We start from the raw sequence: 17,995 nt of genomic DNA on the forward strand, positions 1-17,995 counted from the left end.
CGAACTTTCTTGATCAAAGGCGAAAGCAGTTAAAATAAACGTAACTTCCTACCGGCAGAGTGCAGAGCAATCACACGGAGCCGGAGCAAAATGCCCAACCCAGTTATGCTGCCCACGACGACGTCGACAGCCGTTGCCAAACCCGCCTCGACGCGCAATGAGGCTGGCCAGAACGGTGAAGTGACAAGCTTTGAAGACATTCTTGGGCAAGAAACGGGCGGCGATGAGCCGCCTGAACCCGAGCTGCTGGTTACTGCTCCTGAAATGCAAGACTCGGGAACTGAAACAGAATCAGCAGATCAAACAGAGCCCCAAGCTGCCCCGATTGCGGAACCGCAACTTGTTGCGACTCTGGCGGGCAACTCAACAAAACGTGCCGACAGGATGTTCATTCCTGAAGGAGATCAGCATCCAAGCACTCTGCTAAAGGCGGGCGTTCGGCGTATTTCTGGCAGTGAGCTGCCTGAGCAACCGCACATTTCTACGTCCCCGGGCCAGCATAACATCGCCGATCCTGTTGCACCCACAGCAGCGCGATCTGATGCAGGATTGGTTCACACTGCTGTGGCCCAACAGCGGATACCTGTGAAGGTAGCCGAGAATGGCCGACCTATCGAGCAAATGACCAAAGCAAACGGCAAATTAAGCGTGCCGGACATCGGTCCCAACTTTCAAAACACTGACCCTGTACAACCAACAGAAGTCACACCCGCAACGTCCAAACCAGCAATACCAGATCGCGCGCCACCCGTTGCACAGCTTCAACTGATGGCAACGCTTGCCGAAAATGAACAGAACACCCTTGTTCAGGAAGCTGAGCCAACAGTTTTCGCCAAGGACGAACCGCTCCAACTTGCTCCGAGAGAAACAACGCCGCAGCTTTCTGCGCCGTCTGCGTCAGCTCGCGCCGAGCTCGCCCGTGCAATCGCCGGGCAGTTGGCGGCGACCATTCAGACGCGTCCGGGGGCCGGGATAACTGAAATTGCATTGAACCCCGAAGAATTGGGGCGTGTTTCCATTGTTCTGAACGGGCGCGATGACGGGCTGCACATGACCATTGCCTTGGAACGCCCAGAAACCCTGGAGCTGATGCGACGTCACATTTCCTTACTTACGGAAGAGTTTCAGAAACTGGGATACGGTGCGTTGAGCTTTGATCTGGGTACAGCCTCCGACGCGGACACGGGCTGGGCTAACACCAACAAGACCGAGTCGGGATCCGTCTTTGAACCGATAAAAGGCGATTCGGATGTTCAAACCGACTCTCTACCACAAATTTTAGTCCCAAGCCGGGGCATCGATATGAGGTTTTGACACATGATCACCCCAGTGAATACGGCGCAGGCAGCAAGCTCTCAGCCGTCTGCAAACAACGCACAGACGTCCGCGATTACATCGGATTTCGAAACCTTTTTGATGATGCTCACAGCGCAAGCCCAGAATCAGGATCCGCTTGAGCCGATGGACTCGACACAATACGCGTCGCAACTGGCCCAGTTCTCGATGGTCGAGCAGCAAGTTCAGACCAATGATCATCTGTCATCGTTGGCAAGCACGCTGGGCAGTGTGAACCTTAGTGACCTTGCAAGCTGGGTCGGTATGGACGTCCGATCAACTTCCGCCTTTCACTTTGACGGACAGCCCAAGACCTTGTTTGCCCAGGCTGATCCACAAGCTGATACAGCCAAGCTGGTGATACGTGACGAAAACGGGACCGTGCTCGACAAAGTAACTGTACCCCCTGCTCAATCCGAATTTGTGTGGGCCGGCGTTACCTCTTCGGGAAATCCAATGAGCACCGGCAACTACACAGCGGCGCTGGAAAGCTTCAAAAATGGAGAGCTGCTGACCCAAACACCAGTCGAAGCCTACAACCGCGTCATAGAGGCTCAGGTTGGCGGTAATACAGTGCTTCTAACCCTTAGCGGCGGGGAAGTGATTTCAGCAAGCGACGTAAACGCCGTCCGAACTGGCGCTTGATCTAGGGCGCTGGAGCGTCCAAAGCTTGGCAAATTGACTCGCCAAAAGAAGTGACAAGACCCCTGCCTGAAACGCCTGCCCCTCCTCGCGATCTGGTTGACCACCTCTGCGCTCAGGGGTTGGTCAGCGCGCGCGCGCGATTTGAAACACTCTATGGCGGGCGCACCAATCGGGTATGGAAGGTTTTGGAAGACAGCGGCGACAAGGTATTGAAGCTGTACAACACGGCCCTTCGCAACCCCTTGTTTCGCAATGACCCAGAGTTAGAGGCGCAATGCCTCAAAACCCTCGGGCCAGAAGGGTTCGTACCAAGGTTGCGCGACTCAGGACGGTACAAAGATGCGCATTGGGTCTTCTATGACCATGCCCCTGGAACACCCTGGCAGGAAGGAGCCGACAAGGTTGGTGCGTTGCTGCGCAGGTTACACGACCTCACGCTTTCTTTTTCAGCCCCAGCCGGATGCAACGGCAGTGAGGACCTCAGGGCGCATGGGGTTCGTATTCTGCAGGGCTGCTCATCCGAGACGCGGCACAAATTGTTGGAACAGCAACCCATGGAAACGGTGGCGCCTGCGAAAAAGACGTGCCTGATTCATGGCGACCCGGTAGCTGGGAACATCCTGGTTGCAGGAACAAACCTGACACTGATCGACTGGCAATGCCCTGCCCTTGGTGATCCAACCGAGGATTTGGCACTGTTTCTTTCTCCGGCCATGCAACGCCTGTACCGAGGGGCCGCTTTGGCAAAGTTCGAAGAAGAGCAGTTTCTGAACGCCTACGGCGATCCGGAAATTGCGGACCGTTACCTGCGCTTAAAACCTTGGTATGCGTGGCGCATGGCCACCTATTGCCTGTGGCGCGCGGAAAACGGCGCGCCCGATTATGCCGAAGGACTGAAGCTGGAAGCAGCGGCCCTGTGACTTTCGCCTTTATCTAAGATCCGCAAGGCCCATCAGGGCATAGGCTGGCGGCATGAGCGCGCGACGCCAGCGCCCCAGTGGGAATTTTTCAGGCGTTTGGCACATAGCTGCAGGCAAACCGGCACTCTGCCCCAGGGCCAACCTGGCCAGCGCCCGTCCGCTGTAGGTTCCCATGGCAACGCCATTTCCGTGATAAGCAAAGCCGGCAAACATACCCGGTTGCCCCTGTACAGGTCCAACATAGGGCGTCAACGCACGCGACATACACACCAAGCCGGACCACATATGCGTGGCTTCGACCTTCGACCAGGCGGGAAACATCTTTTTGAAATCCTGCTGAACCTTTGCCCGGATTGATGCCTCTGAACGGGCAGAAGAGCGCAACCCACCCCTCATACCAAACAGAAATCGCCCGTCCGGCATCAAGCGGAAATAATGCAGAAGATTACGCGTATCATAGCACATCTGGGCCGAGGTCCAGCCCTGTTCCAATTGCTCGGTCTGGCTGAGCGGTCGCGTGACCATAACGGTCGATTGTGCTGGCAGGTAACGCCCTGACATCCAATCCGGGATATCTTCGCTGGAATACCCGTTGGTACAAACCAAAACAACTTGCGCATTGACCTGCCCTCCTGGGGTTCGCAATGCAAACCCCGAAGCGGTTTTATTGACACCCAAAACCGGGCTGTTCTGAAACAGATGTGCACCTTTGGTCTTGGCGGCGCGTGCGATCCCGAAAAGGTACTTCCGTGGGTTCAACCCAAATCCGACGGGCATCGTGTACCCCCCGTAAAATGCCCCCTCCATTCCCAGCGCGGGCAAGTCTTTGGCCTCGTGCACTATCCCGGTCTTGTCTGACTTTTGGCGCAACACATCCATCGCGTGTTTTGAATGCGCAAGTTGGGTTTCACCGTTCGAATGCGTGTCCGCATCAATGTGATACCGCGCCAGAAGATCGGCGACCAACTGCACGGCATCTGCTTCGGCTGTTTCATAGGCCAGCGCCTCGGCGCGACCATGCCGTCGTGCCATCGCGGCATCGTTCAGTTTTGAGCCACCCAAGCAGCAAAAGCCGCCATTGCGTCCGGACGCACCCCATCCCGGAGGGCCAGCTTCGAATACCGCAACCGAAGTGGTTTCAGCCAAATGCAAGGCCGCAGAAATCCCCGTAAAACCACCGCCGATCACGGCGACATCTACTTGCAGGTCTTCCTGAACCTCTGGCCAATCGGGGCCGGAAACCGTTTCATCCCACCAACACCCGTCGCGTGGTGCGTTGCTGTACGCGTAGTTCGGAAAAATCCGCTTCATTCGGTGCGCGCAGCGGCTAATTCGTCCTGCCGCTGACGAACCATTGCTCGTTTGGTTACAAGCGAGGCCGTGATGACCCCAACCGTCACCACAGCAATCATGATCGTGGACAGCGCGTTGATTTCCGGGCTTACACCAAGACGCACGGCCGAGAAAATTTTGATCGGCAAGGTCGTCGCAGACGGCCCTGATGTGAAAGACGCAATCACCAGATCATCCAGCGACAAGGTGAAGGCAAGCAACCAGCCCGAAATCACCGCCGGTGCGATGATCGGCAGTGTGACAAGGCGGAAAGCTTGCGCGGGTGAGCATCCGAGATCAAGCGCTGCTTCTTCCAATGACCGGTCAAATGTGATGAGACGCGAGGATACAACCACCGACACGAAACACATTGAGAAGGTGGTGTGCGCCAGAACGATGGTCAGAATTCCTCGATCCAGACCGATGCCGATAAACAGCAGCAACAACGAAAGGCCGGTGATCACTTCGGGCATCACCAGCGGCGCGTAGATCATGCCAGAAAACAGCGTCCGACCAAAAAAACGCCCGCTGCGGACCAGCACATATGCAGCAGCCGTTCCCAAAATGGTTGCCAGTGTTGACGAAAAAACCGCTACCCGGACTGTGACCCAGGCGGCATCCAAAAACGCCTCGTTCTGTAGAAGCTCTCCGTACCACTTGGTGGAAAACCCGGCCCAGACCGTAACCAGTTTGCTTTCGTTGAAGCTGAAAACGATCAGGATGATCATCGGGATGTAAAGGAACGCAAATCCCAGCGTCAGCGAAACAGTATTGAACCAGCTTAACCTGTTCATCCGTCACTCTCCGCCTGTTTCTGCTGGTTGCGCTGGAACAGCACGATGGGAACCACCAAGATCAGTAGCAAGATAATCGCCACTGCACTGGCCACCGGCCAGTCACGGTTCGAGAAGAACTCTTCCCACAACACCTTGCCAATCATCAGCGTGCCCGAACCGCCCAGAAGCGAGGGGATCACGAACTCACCGATCACCGGGATCATTACAAGGAAGCAACCTGCAATGATGCCGGGTTTGGACAGTGGAATGGTCACCAGCCAGAAGGCTTGCAAACGCGAACAGCCCAGATCTTCGGCCGCCTCAATCAGCGACCCATCCAAACGTTCCAACGCCGAATAGATCGGCAGAATCATGAAGGGCAGATAGGTGTAAACGATGCCAATATAGACAGCGGTCGAGGTATTCAGGATCGTCAGCGGCGTCGAAATGAGACCCGTCCACAGCAAGATTTGATTCAGATACCCTTCGTTCGAAAGGATACCCATCCACGCGTAAACTCGGATCAGGAATGAGGTCCAGAAGGGCAGGATCACCAGCATCATAAGCGTTGGCCGCCATTCCTGAGGCGCGCGGGCCATGCCATAGGCGATGGGATAGCCGACCAGCAATGTAAAGAAGGTCGAGATCAAAGCGATCTTGACGCTGGACAGGTAGGCTTTCCAATACAAATCATCCTCAGTCAGCCAGACATAGTTCTCAAAATCCAGTTCGCTGAAAAACTCTTTGATCCCCGCCCAACCGGCGGACAGGTCTAGCGTCGGAGTATAAGGCGGGATGGCAAGTGCGGTGTCTGACAGCGATATCTTCAGAACGATGAAGAATGGCACCAGAAACAGTGCCAGCAACCAGACATAAGGGATGGCGATCAGAACGGCGCGGCGCATCAGTTCGCCAGCAAAACCGCAGCCGTCGCTGTCCACGACAGCCAGACCGGGTCTTCCCAAGTGAACGAACGGCGCGAGATTCGGCGGGTGTTGGCCGTCTGCGCCTTGATGATTGTGCCGTTTGCCAATTCCACATGATAGGTGGACAGATTGCCCAGATAGGCAATGTCATGAACCTTGCCCTGAACAGCGTTGACCGCATCGGCTGGCCTCTCGGCTGAGATGGTCACCTTCTCGGGGCGGATAGCCAGATGACAGGACTGACCGTTTGAGAAGCCCGTTGATGATGACGCCGTTATAGGAGCCTGACCTTCGGCCCAATCAATCTGATAAGTATCCTCACCCGATGGGGCTGCACGGCCTTCGATAATATTCACATCCCCAATGAAATCAGCAACATAAACCGAGGCCGGGTTCTCGTAGATCCGGTCGGGCGTAGCAACCTGCATCAATTGTCCCTGATCCATCACCGCCACTCGGCTGGCGACTGTCATGGCCTCTTCCTGATCGTGGGTGACGATCACAAATGTGGTGCCGGTTTTCTCTTGAATATCCATCAATTCGAACTGCGTATCTTGGCGCAGTTTCTTGTCGAGCGCGCCCAGCGGTTCATCCAACAGCAGAAGTTTTGGAGCCTTCGCCAAAGAGCGCGCCAAAGCAACGCGCTGTCGTTGTCCACCTGAAATCTGATGCGGCTTACGGCGGGCAAACTGCTCCAATCGGGTCAGGCGCAGCATTTCTTCAACCCGTTCTTCAAGGTCGTGTTTCGGCATATTGTCCCGACGCAGACCAAACGCGATGTTTTCCCAGACGCTGAGATGCGGGAAAAGAGCATATGACTGGAACATCATGTTCACAGCGCGCTTGTTGGGTGGAATAGGGTCAATATCCTGACCGCCCAACAGGATATGACCTTCGGTTGGGGTTTCGAACCCGGCAAGCATCCGCATCATCGTTGTCTTGCCGCATCCCGACGGACCAAGCAGGGCAAAGAATTCACGCTCGAATATATCCAGTGACAGATTGTCGATCGCCGTGAACTCGCCGAAGCGCTTGGTCACGTTCTGAAACTGGATCAAGGGTTTCGCCTGTGGGTCATCCCACGGCGCAAAGACGTCAGAATTCAAGGCAGCCCCCGCATAGTCAGTTTGGACATTTTGTGTGCGGGGCCGTCATTCGACCGCCCCGCGCCGTGAAACCGGATCAGGTACCTGACTTGATCTTGGTCCAAAGGCGGGTCACGACACGCTGCGTTTTCGCAGGGTAAGGCGTCGTGATGTACAGGTTTTGCATTGTCGTATCATCCGGATAGATTGCCGGATCACCAATCACGTCTTCCTCAAGGAATTCCTGCGAGGCTTTGTTGCCATTGGCGTAGTAGACGTAATTGGACGCGGCAGCCATGTTGTTGGCATCCAGGATGAAATTCAGGAACTTATGCGCGCCTTCCGGATTCGGTGCATCCGCCGGGATCGCCATTTGGTCAAACCACATCAGCGATCCTTCCGCGAACGGATGATATTCGATGTTTACACCGTTCTCGGCTTCGGCTGCGCGGTCTCGCGCCTGCAGGATGTCACCAGACCAACCCACGGCAACGCAAATGTCGCCATTCGCCAGCGCGTTGATGTATTCCGAACTGTGGAACTTTTGGATGTGCGGACGAACGCCCATCAGAACGTCTTCGGCTTTCTTGATCACATCCGGATCGTGGCTGTCCGGGTCTTCACCGATATACTGCAAGGTCATCGGTATCATTTCGGCTGGCGCATCAAGGAAATGAACACCACACGACGCCAGTTTTTCCATGTTCTCTGGCTTCAAAACCAGATCCATGCTGTTCAGTGCCACATCGTCGCCCAAGGCTTCCTTGACCTTGTCGACATTCACACCAATACCCGTGGTGCCCCACATATAGTTAATCGAATAGGCGTTGTTTGGGTCATACCCTGCAGTTCGCTCTTGAATAACGTCCCAAAGGTTGCCCGCATTCGACAGTTTGGCCGCATCCAGTTCCTGAAACGCCCCTGCCTGAATTTGACGTTGAAGGAACGTGCCAGAAGGCACCACCACGTCATAGCCCGAACCACCAGCCAGCATCTTGGTTTCCAGAACCTCGTTGCTGTCAAACACGTCGTAGATGAGGGTCAGACCAGTTTCTTCCTCGAATTTGCTCAGAAGCTCTTCGTCGATGTAGTCGGACCAGTTGTAGACACGCACCTCTTCAGCGAAAGCCGCCGAAGTCCCCAATGCGATGACCGCTGTCATGGTCAGCGTTTTGATTGTCATATTCTTCTCCCTGCAAGTGTACGGCTATTTTCCCGTTTTTTTGGATTTGATCAAGTTTTGCGTTTTCCCCTGATCCAGCGTATGGTTTCACGAGGTCTGTCACCTGACAAGTCAGGGTTAGTCGAAATAGGATGAACCAATTGGATTTGATCAAAAATAAGGCATCTGCAACTCCAACCGACAGCGGAAAACAACCCGCACATGAGCAGGTTTATCAAACCCTCAGATATCAGATCCTGTTTGGGGAACTGGTCCCGGGGCAGCCCGTCACAATCCAAGGTTTGACTGATTCGCTGGGTGTTGGAATGACCCCGGTACGCGAAGCGATCCGACGTTTGATCTCGGATGGGGCACTGGTGTTTCAGGGCAACCGCCGCGTCAGCGTTCCGCTTTTGAGCGCCGCCGATATCGAGCAGATGATTTTTGCCAGAATTTCAATAGAATCAGAGCTTTCCAGACGCGCAACTGGCAATTTGCAGGCGGAAAACATTGATCATCTGGAACGCATCGACAAGCATTTGGATCGCATGATCGCAGATGGCGACGTTGGCGGATATCTGCGTTTGAACCAAACGTTTCATGAAACACTCTACTCCCACGCCAATGCCGCTATCCTCATTGATCTTGCCGAACGGCTGTGGTTGCGCTTTGGCCCGTCTTTGCGGGTTGTTTGCGGTCGCTTTGGCACACAGAGCCTTCCTGACCGGCACAAAGATATCATCACTGCATTGCGTAACGGCGACGCTGAAATGGCGGCAAAAGCAACGGCTCAGGACATTGAGCAAGGTATGGAGCTGATCTCGGAGTCCCTCAATTCCGCCTAATTCCCTCCGATTCGATTGACAGTGTAAAATTTGATCATATTGTGATCCCCAACTGCTTTTGTGGGAGAATCTCTGATGTCCACCATCACCAACCATATGCCGACCGCCGAGTTGCAGGCGCTGGATGCAGCGCATCACCTCCATCCGTTTTCCGCCAATGGCGCGCTGGGTCAGGAAGGTGCGCGTGTGATTACCCGTGCCAAAGGGGTTTACCTGACCGATAGTGAGGGTGAAGAGATTTTGGACGCCATGGCAGGTTTGTGGTGCGTCAATATCGGGTACGGTCGCGATGAACTGGCAGAAGTTGCCGCGCGTCAGATGCGTGAACTGCCCTATTACAACACGTTTTTCAAAACGACCCATGTTCCGGCCATTGCGCTGGCCGCAAAAATTGCCGAGCTGGCACCGGGCGATCTGAACCACGTCTTCTTTGCTGCGGGCGGGTCCGAGGCTAACGATACAAATATTCGTCTGGTGCGCACCTATTGGGCCGAAAAGGGCCAGCCGGACAAGAACATCATCATCAGCCGCCACAACGCTTATCACGGGTCTTCCGTGGGGTCTGCTTCGCTGGGCGGCATGGCAGGGATGCATGCGCAAGGTGGCATCCCGATCCCGAACATTCACCACATCAACCAACCCAATTGGTGGGCCGAAGGTGGTGACATGTCGCCCGAAGACTTCGGACTGGCCCGTGCTCGCGAGCTGGAAGAGGCTATTCTGGAACTAGGCGAAGACCGCGTTGCAGCCTTTATCGCCGAACCCGTGCAGGGCGCAGGCGGCGTGATCGTTGCGCCGGACACGTATTGGCCGGAAATCCAACGCATCTGTGACAAGTACGACATCCTGTTGATCGCGGATGAGGTCATCTGCGGATTTGGCCGTACCGGCAATTGGTTCGGTTCGCAAACCGTTGGAATCAAGCCGCATATCATGACCATCGCCAAAGGGCTTAGCTCGGGCTACGCGCCGATCGGCGGGTCCATCGTGAATGACGAGATCGCCCAAGTGATCGGCGGCACCGAGTTCAACCACGGTTACACCTATTCCGGCCACCCTGTCGCCGCTGCTGTGGCGCTGGAGAACCTACGCATCCTCGAAGAAGAGAAAATCGTCGAGCATGTCCGCGACGTAGCAGCGCCCTATCTGAAACAGAAATGGGAGGCGCTGGCCGATCATCCGCTGGTGGGTGAGGCGAAAATCGTTGGCATGATGGCGTCGATCGCGTTGACCCCAGACAAGGCCAGCCGCGCCAAGTTCGCATCCGAACCGGGCACCGTGGGCTATATCTGCCGCGACCGTTGTTTTGCCAATAACCTGATCATGCGTCATGTCGGCGACCGGATGATTATCTCACCGCCCCTGATCCTGACTCCGGCAGACATCGATGAGATGTTTGTGCGGATCCACAAGTCATTGGATGAAGCGCAGGCCGAGATTATTGCACAGGGTTTAATGAAAGCGGCGTCTTAATCGGCGCGGTCGGGAACACGGTAAAGGCGGCTGGAATGGCCGCCTTTTGTTTTTGGGCTTGGCCAGATGATACTGTCCAGTTTAGCCCTTGTTAGACATTCCTTTTTCCCGGGACGTTAGGATCCTTTGTGTCGCTGAGCCAAGACTTCGAATCCATTCTGGACGTCGTGAAACGAACCGACCCAAGCTTTGCGACGGTCGATCCAGGAAAGATCGACGCCAATATCGAAGCTGCGCGGAAGCACGCGACTCGGAATGCGCGAGAGCCGTTCTTGCTGTCGGCAATGCGCCTCTTGGCCCTTTCCGGCAACGGCCACACGCGCCTGATCCCGAACGACGCGATCTCAGTCCTGCCGCTGCGATTTGTGAGCTTTGGGAGATCGGTTTTTCTAACCAAATCCTCAGCGCCATTTGCGGAACTTGCGCCCAGTAAGCTGCTCGGCGTTAACGGTACACCTGTAGAAAAGATCGAACGCGCGGCAGCCTCTCTTCTGTCAGGAACACCGCAACGAAAGCGTGTAATTGGACCTTTGATATTTGCCTGGCCAGCAGCGTTGGCCGAACTGGGTTTCGCACCATTCGACCATGAGACACAGTATCACCTTCAAGGCGCTGACGGGCGCAGACACTCAGTAAGTGTGGCGAACGGCGATACTGTTCTGGCGTCAGAAATGTATCCACGGAACGAACACGGCAAAGTCGATCCCCTAAGGAATGACAAAGGGTTCGTGGAAATCCACGACTGTTCTGAAAATGGTCTCGCTTTGAAGCTGCCAAGTTTCTTCGATCCCAGTGAAAGCGCGCTTGCCGAAGCAATCGATAAAGCCGCCACACAGGTTCGGGCCCGCCGCGACAATTTCCTTGTCATCGATGTTCGGAGCAACACCGGGGGCGACTTTTTGGCAACCATGCCTCTGATCGATGCAATCACCGAAAGTACCCAGCGGTGCGGATGTGCGGTGTTGGTGGACAAATTCACCTTTTCTGCAGCAATCGTCTTTGTCGCGATCCTCAGGTATCGGCTTGGGCACAAGCTGACGATCGTCGGTGAAGAAATGGGCGACGGGCTCAAGTTCTTTGCGGAAGGCGGCTTGATCGAATTGCCGAACAGCGGCGCCGTTGTTCGATACTCAACTGCGCTTCACGATTGGGAAACCGGAACGACGGATCAAACGACGCCGTCTGACATCGCCCGTCAGCTCGTGCCTGTCCATAGGCTTGCAATTGATCGGGAATGGTTTTCGACACCGTTTGACACAACGCCTGAGGACACTGCCTACAACAGGCTGGTTGAAGAATTGGCTTAACGCAGTTGCGTCGCGCACACCCGGCTCAAGCAAACATAGACGGCCCGCTACTCGGTCACCTCAACCGATCCAACAGTTTCACAGTCGGATACCCGTCCGGGCGCAACCCCTGTGCCAGCTGATAGGCTCGCACGGCGTTGATAGTATTTGGTCCGGTACGCCCATCAATGCCCTTTGTGTCGAACCCGGCTTCGGTCAGGCGGGTTTGCAGTTCCTTTTTCTCGGAAAAACTCAACACTCTGTCCGCGCGCGGCCAGTTGGATTGAAACGACACGCCTCCGGCAAGCCGGTCAGACAGATGCCCGATACCGATCACATAGGCGTCTGCCCCGTTATACGCTTCGATCACGCTGAAATTGTCAAAGATCATCAAGGCAACGCCCTGCCATCCGGCCGGAAGCAGGATCGCCGCCTGACCGTGGTCTGGAACAGCGTTGCCATCGGTTCCCACAACACCCTGTGCAGCCCATTCGGACGGCATCCGGGTGAAGTCTCGCCGGGCCGAAGCGTAGTCAAAGCCTGCGGGCAATCGCACCTCAACCCCCCAAGGTTGCCCCTTGGTCCAACCGTGCTGTGCCAGATACGACGCCGCCGAGGCCAATGCATCCGTTGGATCGTCTGACCAGATGTCGCGGCGGCCATCTCCGTCAAAGTCGACCGCATGATCCAGATACGAGGTCGGCATGAATTGCGTGTGGCCCATCGCACCCGCCCAGCTGCCTAACATGTTCGCAGCGCTGACATCACCTGCCTGCACGATCTGCAGGGCAGCGATCAACTGGGTTTCGAAGAACTGAGCACGCCTTGCGTCAAAGGCCAGTGTCGCCAGAGACCTGAGCGTGCGGCTACTGCCACGATAAGACCCAAACGAGGTTTCCAGCCCCCAGATTGCCGTTACAACCTCTTTCTCGACACCATATTCAGCCTCAATCCGCTTCAGCACTTGCCGGTGCCGTTGCATGGCGGCTCGCCCGTTTGACAATCGCGTGTCCGAAACCGCCGAATCCAAATAAGCCCAAATCGGCTTCGAGAATTCGGCCTGATTTCGATCCCGCGCGATGATGTCTTCGTCAAAGGTTATATCCGAAAACACCTGAGACAGCGTCCGTTGCGATATTCCCTGCTGCCGCGCCCTATCCTGAAACGCGCTCAGCCAGACCTGAAACCGTGCTGCCGCTGCTGCAGAAACCTGCAGCGCCTCGATCGATGGTCGCGGAACGGGTCGAAGCGAAACAGCCAAGTCTGCCGAAGCCAGCTGTATCGTTTCGCCAAGAGCATCACTGCCCGACCATTTTCCAGTGTCTGTTGTGTCCGCCTGCACCATGGATGCCCATAATGCGACGGTCATGACGCCGCCTACGCATTTATGCATACCGATTTTTCCTGATTACTGCTCAACCCTAAGGTAGCGCAAAATCGGCAAATCACAAAGCGCTCAGGCACCTGTCTCGCAGTCTTGTGCTTCCCGGTCGGCGCGGATGCGGGCCAGCACATCGCGCAGCATCGGCACCCGGTTTGGCCTAAAGCTTTGATCCGTCACGCACATATCCTGCATCCGGTCCAGGCGAAAAACGCGAAAATCCTGCCTCAGATGGCACCAGCTGAGCAACACATTCGAGCGGTCCATATAGACGATGCTAAGCGGATCCACGCGCCGACGCGTGGCCTCTCCCTTTGCGTCGGTATACGAAAACTCTACCGTGCGCTCGTCCCAGGCTGCCTGCCGCAGGGTTGAAGCGTCTATCGTCGGTGCCGGAGGACGATTAAATCGGGTGGCCGCCAGAATTGCGTGACTCAGCCTGTGCGACTGACGCGGTGGCAAGCGGCCCTGCAACTTTCGCAGTGCGGCACTGGCGGCATCCGCCAAGGCCGGGTCACCAATAACCTGTACTTCGCGCAGGCCCAGAACCAGCGCCTCAAGCTCATCATCGGTGAAACCCAGCGGGGGCAATGTTGCATCCTCGATCAGGGTAAACCCAAACCCCGCTTCGCCGTCGATAACGGCCCCCAGACCACGTAGCGCATCGATATCGCGATGGATCGTCCGGGCAGACACATCCAGATCCTGCGCCAGTTGCGCCGAGGTTTTCGGCGACGGGCCAGAACGCAGGGCCTGCATCAATTGGAACAGTCGTGCTGTGCGAGACATGATACACCCTAGCTTAAACCTGATGTCAGTAACTGTCATCAGTGCCGACTAGGTATCAAGCATCCCCTTAGACGGAGCAAAGTGATGCTGACCCTTCTCACCTATCCTTCTGCCTTCGGCCTGTTCAGTGCCAGCCCGTTCTGCGTCAAAACGGCTTTAATGCTGCAACATTCCGGCCAGAAATGGCAGCGCTCTGACATGCTTGATCCCCGAAAGATGCCGCACCAGAAACTACCCGTTCTGCGCACGCCCGATCGGTTGATCCCCGACAGTGACCTGATCCGTGACTGGCTGGAACAAGACCAGGGTGCGGATTTCGATCATGGGCTTACAGATGTTGAAAAAGCGCAATCCCGCGCTTTGGTCAGGATGGCCGAAGAACATCTGTATTTTCACATCGTTCTGGATCGTTGGGGCAATGACGACGTATGGCCGATCCTGCGTGAAACCTTCTTTACCGGGATACCGGCCCTGATCCGCAAGCCGGCGTCCAACGCAATCCGAAAGTCTGTTCTGAAGGGGATCACGTCTCAAGGGATTGGGCGGTTTTCGCTGTCCGAACGGTTGGACAGGGTTGAACGCGATCTCGAGGCGATCTCGGCCTATCTTTGGCAATCCTCCTTCCTGCTGGGGGATCAGCCGACGTCTGCGGACATGAGCGTCGGTCCAATGCTAGCTGCAATGCGCGCAACGCCTGCGGATACCCCGCTGACCCGGCGCATCAAACAGGATAATGTGTTGAACAGTTACGTGGACCGGATGGAACAGGCGATACCCGTTTGAAACCTTTTGATAACCCCAAAGTCGCCGCAGCATTCGAGGCCCTGGCACCGCCCGCGCGCGCAGGGGCCCTTGCGCTGCGTGACCTGATCATTGACACGGCAACAACTCTGCCCGCCGCCAACCCGCTGCGAGAGGAGCTGCGCTGGGGCCAACCTGCGTACCTGGCGCCCAAAGGATCAACGATCCGACTGGGGGCACACAAGGCGGCCAATTTTGCACTGTTTGTGCATTGTCAAAGCCGATTGATGGGTGACTTCACTTCAGCCTTCCCGAATGAAGATCGCATTGACGGAACCCGCGCCGTTCTGTTCGACGACCCGCATCAGATAGATCCGAACCGCCACGGGTGGCTGATCGCCCGGGCGCTGACCTATCACCTCTGACGGCGCTTGCGTTCCACCTTGCGCTTGATCTTGTCTTTTTTACGCTTGGTGCTGACAGCCTTTCGGCGGGTCGCCCGCTTGGAATGACCCCGTCCGCGCGGCAGCGCCTGATCGTCGATCGACAAGAGTTCCAGTTCCAGACCACCGGTTACAGGCGTCGCCTCTGTCAACCGTACTGTGACGCGCTGGCCGATGGCGATGATCAGACCGGTATCCGATCCCATCAGCGTCCCGGCCTCTCGATCGAAATGAAAGAACTCACGCCCAAGCGAACGCACTGGCACCAGCCCGTCCGCGCCGGTCTCGTCCATCTTCACGAAGGCCCCGAACCGGGCGATGCCGCTGATCCGACCAGAGAACTCATTGCCCACCCGCTCGCTTAGATAGGCTGCCAGATAGCGGTCAGTTGTGTCCCGCTCGGCCATCATCGAGCGGCGCTCAGTGTCCGAGATGTGCGTGGCTGTCTCGTCCAAGCGCGTGATTTCATCCTCGGTCAGCCCGTCCTTGCCCCAGCCATGGGCCGAGATCAGAGCGCGATGTACGATCAGGTCGGCATAGCGGCGGATAGGTGAGGTGAAATGTGCATAGTTGCGCAGCGCCAACCCGAAATGCCCGAAGTTCTCAGGATTATAATAAGCCTGCGCCATCGACCGCAGAGTGGTCAGGTTAATGAGTTCCGCGTCCTCTGTCCCCGCAGCTGCGTTCAGCAATGCGTTCAGATGCCGGGTCTGCAATACCTGCCCCTTGGCCAGGTTCAAACCCGCCGCCTGTGCTGTTTCCCGCAAGCTTTCCAACTTCTCAGGCGCGGGTTCCTCGTGCACACGGAACAGCAGCGGGCGGCGCTTGGCAATCAGGGTTTCAGCAGCGGCGACATTGGCGAGGATCATGAACTCCTCGATCAGCTTATGGGCGTCCAGCCGGTCGCGGAACGCCACGCTCGTCACTTCCCCGGTTTCGGACAGCACGATTTTACGCTCGGGCAGATCCAGCTCCAAGGGCTGCCGCACAGCCCGCGCCTTCTTCAAAGCAGTATAAGCGGCGTAGAGCGGTTTCAGAACCGTTTCCAGCAACGGGCCGGTACGGTCATTCGGGTTGCCGTCGATGGCCTCCTGCACCTCGGTATAGTTCAGAGACGCAGCCGACCGCATCAGACCACGCACAAACCTGTGCCCAATCTTGTTCCCATCCGCATCGATCTGCATTCGCACAGCGATACAGGCGCGGGGCACCCCTTCGTGCAGGGAACACAAATCGCCCGACAAGCGATCCGGCAGCATCGGCACAACACGATCCGGGAAATAGCTGGAGTTGCCCCGCTTTCGTGCCTCACGATCCAGGGCCGTTCCGGGCTGCACATAGGCGGCGACATCGGCAATGGCGACCCAGATCACGTGCCCGCCGGGGTTCTTGGGATCGTCGTCGGTATGGGCATAGCATGCATCGTCATGATCCCGCGCGTCCGAGGGGTCGATGGTCAGCAGCGGCATGTCCCGCAGGTCTTCGCGGCCTTTCAAACCAACAGGCTTGGCCTTGTCAGCCTCATCGATCACTTTGTCGGGGAAATCGTCCGGGATGCCATGCTGATGAATCGCGATCAGTGACACCGCCTTGGGCGCGGTCGGATCACCCAAGCGTTCGACAATGCGCGCCCGCGGCAGACCCATGCGGTTTTTAGGTCCCGCCTGTTCAGCTTCGACCAACTCGCCGTCTTTGGCGCCCAAAACCGCGCCTTCAGGCACCAGCCATTCAGAAGAGCTTGCCTTGTCGATGGGCACAATCCGCCCGCCCTCGGCCCCCTTGCGGAAGATACCGACGATCTTGCGCGGATTAGTACCGATGCGGCGGATCAGGCGGGCCTCGTAATTGTGATCTTCTTCATGCACCACAGTCAGGCGGGCCAGAATTCGGTCGCCTTCACCCAATGCCGGATCGCTTGCGCGGGTGATCAGCAGAACGATGGGCTCGACACCTTCGCCATGCCATTCCAGGGGACGCGCGAACAGATCACCATCTTCATTCGGGGCCTTCACCTGCAACACGCTGACGGGCGGCAGGCGATCCGGGTCACGATAGCTGCGCTTGCGCTTTTCCAGATGCCCTTCTGCCTCAAGCTCTTTGAGAATGCGCTTGAGATCGATCCGATCCGCGCCCTTGATGCCAAAGGCCTTGGCGATATCGCGTTTCGACGTTAGGGTTGGGTTCGCCGAGATCCAGTCAAGGACCTCCTGCTTGGTGGGGATGCGAGTCATATCTTCGGCCTATCACGCGTTTGCGACCGCGTCATGATCAAAAAACTTCAGGCTTTCAGATCGGCTAATGTATCCACATCGCGCAGGTGATCCAGCAACGAAACCCGCGCGCCGGGAACCGTGGCCAACGTGTCCGACAAAGCGTGTTCTGTCGACCAGCGCACATTGCGAAACAGACCTACCGGCAAGGCCGCATAGCGTTGCGCACCAACCAGCCAGTACCCCCCATCCGGTGCAGGGCCGAACACCATTTGAGATCGCCCTAGCGCGTCAAAAGCACCGGCAATATGTCTGCGCGTAATCCCCGGAATATCGGCACCAATCAGGCAAACCGGACCTTTAGGCATGCCCCGCAGCATGCGACCCATGCGCTGTCCAAGATCACCACGCCCCTGTCCCGCGCGCGGCAGGTCAGCTGGCCAGATACGGCTGGTCAGACCCTCGGCATCTGGCGCCACGGCAAGGACGATTTGCCAACGCGGATCACGCAGCCGAAGGATCAAAGTCCGGGTCTGATGCCGGAACCACCAGGCCGCACCAACCATGCCGATATCACGCCCCAGCCGTGTTTTCACACGACCCGGACGCGGCTCTTTCACCATGATCACCAATGTGCGCTGCATGG

The 17,995-nt window shown here is 56.7% G+C and carries 17 protein-coding genes; 8 read left to right on the top strand and 9 right to left on the bottom strand.

Features of this window, described 5'->3' with window-relative positions; all coding sequences use genetic code 11:
* Positions 1-90 precede the first annotated feature (90 nt).
* From GS646_RS15465 to GS646_RS15475, 3 genes are read left to right on the top strand one after another with little or no spacing between them, the layout of a single operon-like run.
* On the top strand, positions 91-1,314 hold the full coding sequence (locus GS646_RS15465; RefSeq protein ID WP_171188587.1) for a flagellar hook-length control protein FliK: 1,224 nt from the start codon (positions 91-93) through the stop codon (positions 1,312-1,314).
* Positions 1,315-1,317: 3 nt separating this feature from the next.
* The gene (locus GS646_RS15470) at positions 1,318-1,980 is read left to right on the top strand and encodes a flagellar hook capping FlgD N-terminal domain-containing protein (protein ID WP_171188585.1); all 663 of its coding nucleotides are present in this window, start codon (positions 1,318-1,320) and stop codon (positions 1,978-1,980) included.
* 50 nt (positions 1,981-2,030) lie between these two features.
* Entirely contained in the window at positions 2,031-2,900 is an 870-nt protein-coding gene (locus GS646_RS15475; RefSeq protein WP_371732092.1) for a phosphotransferase family protein, read from the top strand.
* A gap of 9 nt (positions 2,901-2,909) precedes the next feature.
* On the opposite strand, the gene GS646_RS15480 is transcribed toward GS646_RS15475, so the two are convergent.
* The 5 genes from GS646_RS15480 to GS646_RS15500 all read right to left on the bottom strand — a co-directional run bounded on the left by GS646_RS15480 (position 2,910) and on the right by GS646_RS15500 (position 8,202).
* Positions 2,910-4,211 carry an FAD-binding oxidoreductase gene (locus GS646_RS15480; RefSeq protein ID WP_171188583.1) on the bottom strand — a complete coding sequence of 434 codons (1,302 nt, stop codon included), beginning with the start codon at positions 4,209-4,211 and terminating at the stop codon, positions 2,910-2,912.
* Complete coding sequence (locus tag GS646_RS15485) at positions 4,208-5,026, bottom strand: ABC transporter permease (protein WP_171095769.1); 819 nt, start codon at positions 5,024-5,026, stop codon at positions 4,208-4,210. Before GS646_RS15485 ends, GS646_RS15480 begins: the two co-directional genes overlap by 4 nt.
* Positions 5,023-5,913, bottom strand: coding sequence for an ABC transporter permease subunit (locus tag GS646_RS15490; RefSeq protein WP_171188581.1), 891 nt, complete (start codon positions 5,911-5,913; stop codon positions 5,023-5,025). The genes GS646_RS15485 and GS646_RS15490 overlap by 4 nt, the downstream gene beginning before the upstream one ends.
* Positions 5,913-7,040, bottom strand: coding sequence for an ABC transporter ATP-binding protein (locus tag GS646_RS15495; protein ID WP_171095765.1), 1,128 nt, complete (start codon positions 7,038-7,040; stop codon positions 5,913-5,915). Before GS646_RS15495 ends, GS646_RS15490 begins: the two co-directional genes overlap by 1 nt.
* 76 nt (positions 7,041-7,116) lie before the next feature.
* Positions 7,117-8,202 (bottom strand): polyamine ABC transporter substrate-binding protein, encoded by a 1,086-nt coding sequence (locus GS646_RS15500; protein WP_171095764.1) that lies wholly within the window; start codon positions 8,200-8,202, stop codon positions 7,117-7,119.
* Between the two features lie 131 nt (positions 8,203-8,333).
* Here GS646_RS15500 and GS646_RS15505 point away from each other — a divergent pair, with 131 nt between their 5' ends.
* The 3 genes from GS646_RS15505 (at position 8,334) to GS646_RS15515 (ending at position 11,806) form a co-directional block, all read left to right on the top strand.
* The gene (locus GS646_RS15505) at positions 8,334-9,026 is read left to right on the top strand and encodes a GntR family transcriptional regulator (protein WP_171188579.1); all 693 of its coding nucleotides are present in this window, start codon (positions 8,334-8,336) and stop codon (positions 9,024-9,026) included.
* Between the two features lie 75 nt (positions 9,027-9,101).
* Complete coding sequence (locus GS646_RS15510; RefSeq protein ID WP_171188577.1) at positions 9,102-10,499, top strand: aspartate aminotransferase family protein; 1,398 nt, start codon at positions 9,102-9,104, stop codon at positions 10,497-10,499.
* Positions 10,500-10,627: 128 nt separating this feature from the next.
* Positions 10,628-11,806, top strand: coding sequence for a peptidase S41 (locus GS646_RS15515; protein WP_171188575.1), 1,179 nt, complete (start codon positions 10,628-10,630; stop codon positions 11,804-11,806).
* Between the two features lie 55 nt (positions 11,807-11,861).
* Here the strand turns inward: GS646_RS15515 and GS646_RS15520 are convergent, their stop codons facing one another.
* Both GS646_RS15520 and GS646_RS15525 read right to left on the bottom strand, forming a co-directional pair.
* Positions 11,862-13,154, bottom strand: a complete 1,293-nt coding sequence (locus GS646_RS15520; RefSeq protein ID WP_253758723.1) for a lytic murein transglycosylase — start codon at positions 13,152-13,154, stop codon at positions 11,862-11,864.
* 87 nt (positions 13,155-13,241) lie between these two features.
* Positions 13,242-13,955 (bottom strand): YafY family protein, encoded by a 714-nt coding sequence (locus GS646_RS15525; protein ID WP_171095754.1) that lies wholly within the window; start codon positions 13,953-13,955, stop codon positions 13,242-13,244.
* Positions 13,956-14,039: 84 nt separating this feature from the next.
* On the opposite strand from GS646_RS15525, the gene GS646_RS15530 reads away from it, so the two are divergent.
* Together GS646_RS15530 and GS646_RS15535 are read left to right on the top strand one after the other, a co-directional pair.
* Entirely contained in the window at positions 14,040-14,738 is a 699-nt protein-coding gene (locus tag GS646_RS15530) for a glutathione S-transferase family protein (protein WP_171188571.1), read from the top strand.
* Positions 14,735-15,121, top strand: a complete 387-nt coding sequence (locus GS646_RS15535; protein WP_171188569.1) for a DUF1801 domain-containing protein — start codon at positions 14,735-14,737, stop codon at positions 15,119-15,121. The genes GS646_RS15530 and GS646_RS15535 overlap by 4 nt, the downstream gene beginning before the upstream one ends.
* Here GS646_RS15535 and rnr read toward each other — a convergent pair.
* Both rnr and GS646_RS15545 read right to left on the bottom strand, forming a co-directional pair.
* Complete coding sequence (gene rnr / locus GS646_RS15540; RefSeq protein WP_171648347.1) at positions 15,112-17,370, bottom strand: ribonuclease R; 2,259 nt, start codon at positions 17,368-17,370, stop codon at positions 15,112-15,114. The two genes, GS646_RS15535 and rnr, sit on opposite strands and share 10 nt — an antisense overlap.
* Positions 17,371-17,417: 47 nt before the next feature.
* Positions 17,418-17,993 carry a TIGR04282 family arsenosugar biosynthesis glycosyltransferase gene (locus GS646_RS15545; protein ID WP_171648345.1) on the bottom strand — a complete coding sequence of 192 codons (576 nt, stop codon included), beginning with the start codon at positions 17,991-17,993 and terminating at the stop codon, positions 17,418-17,420.
* Positions 17,994-17,995: the final 2 nt, after the last annotated feature.

This window comes from Ruegeria sp. HKCCD4315, assembly GCF_013112245.1.
Lineage (GTDB): Bacteria > Pseudomonadota > Alphaproteobacteria > Rhodobacterales > Rhodobacteraceae > Ruegeria.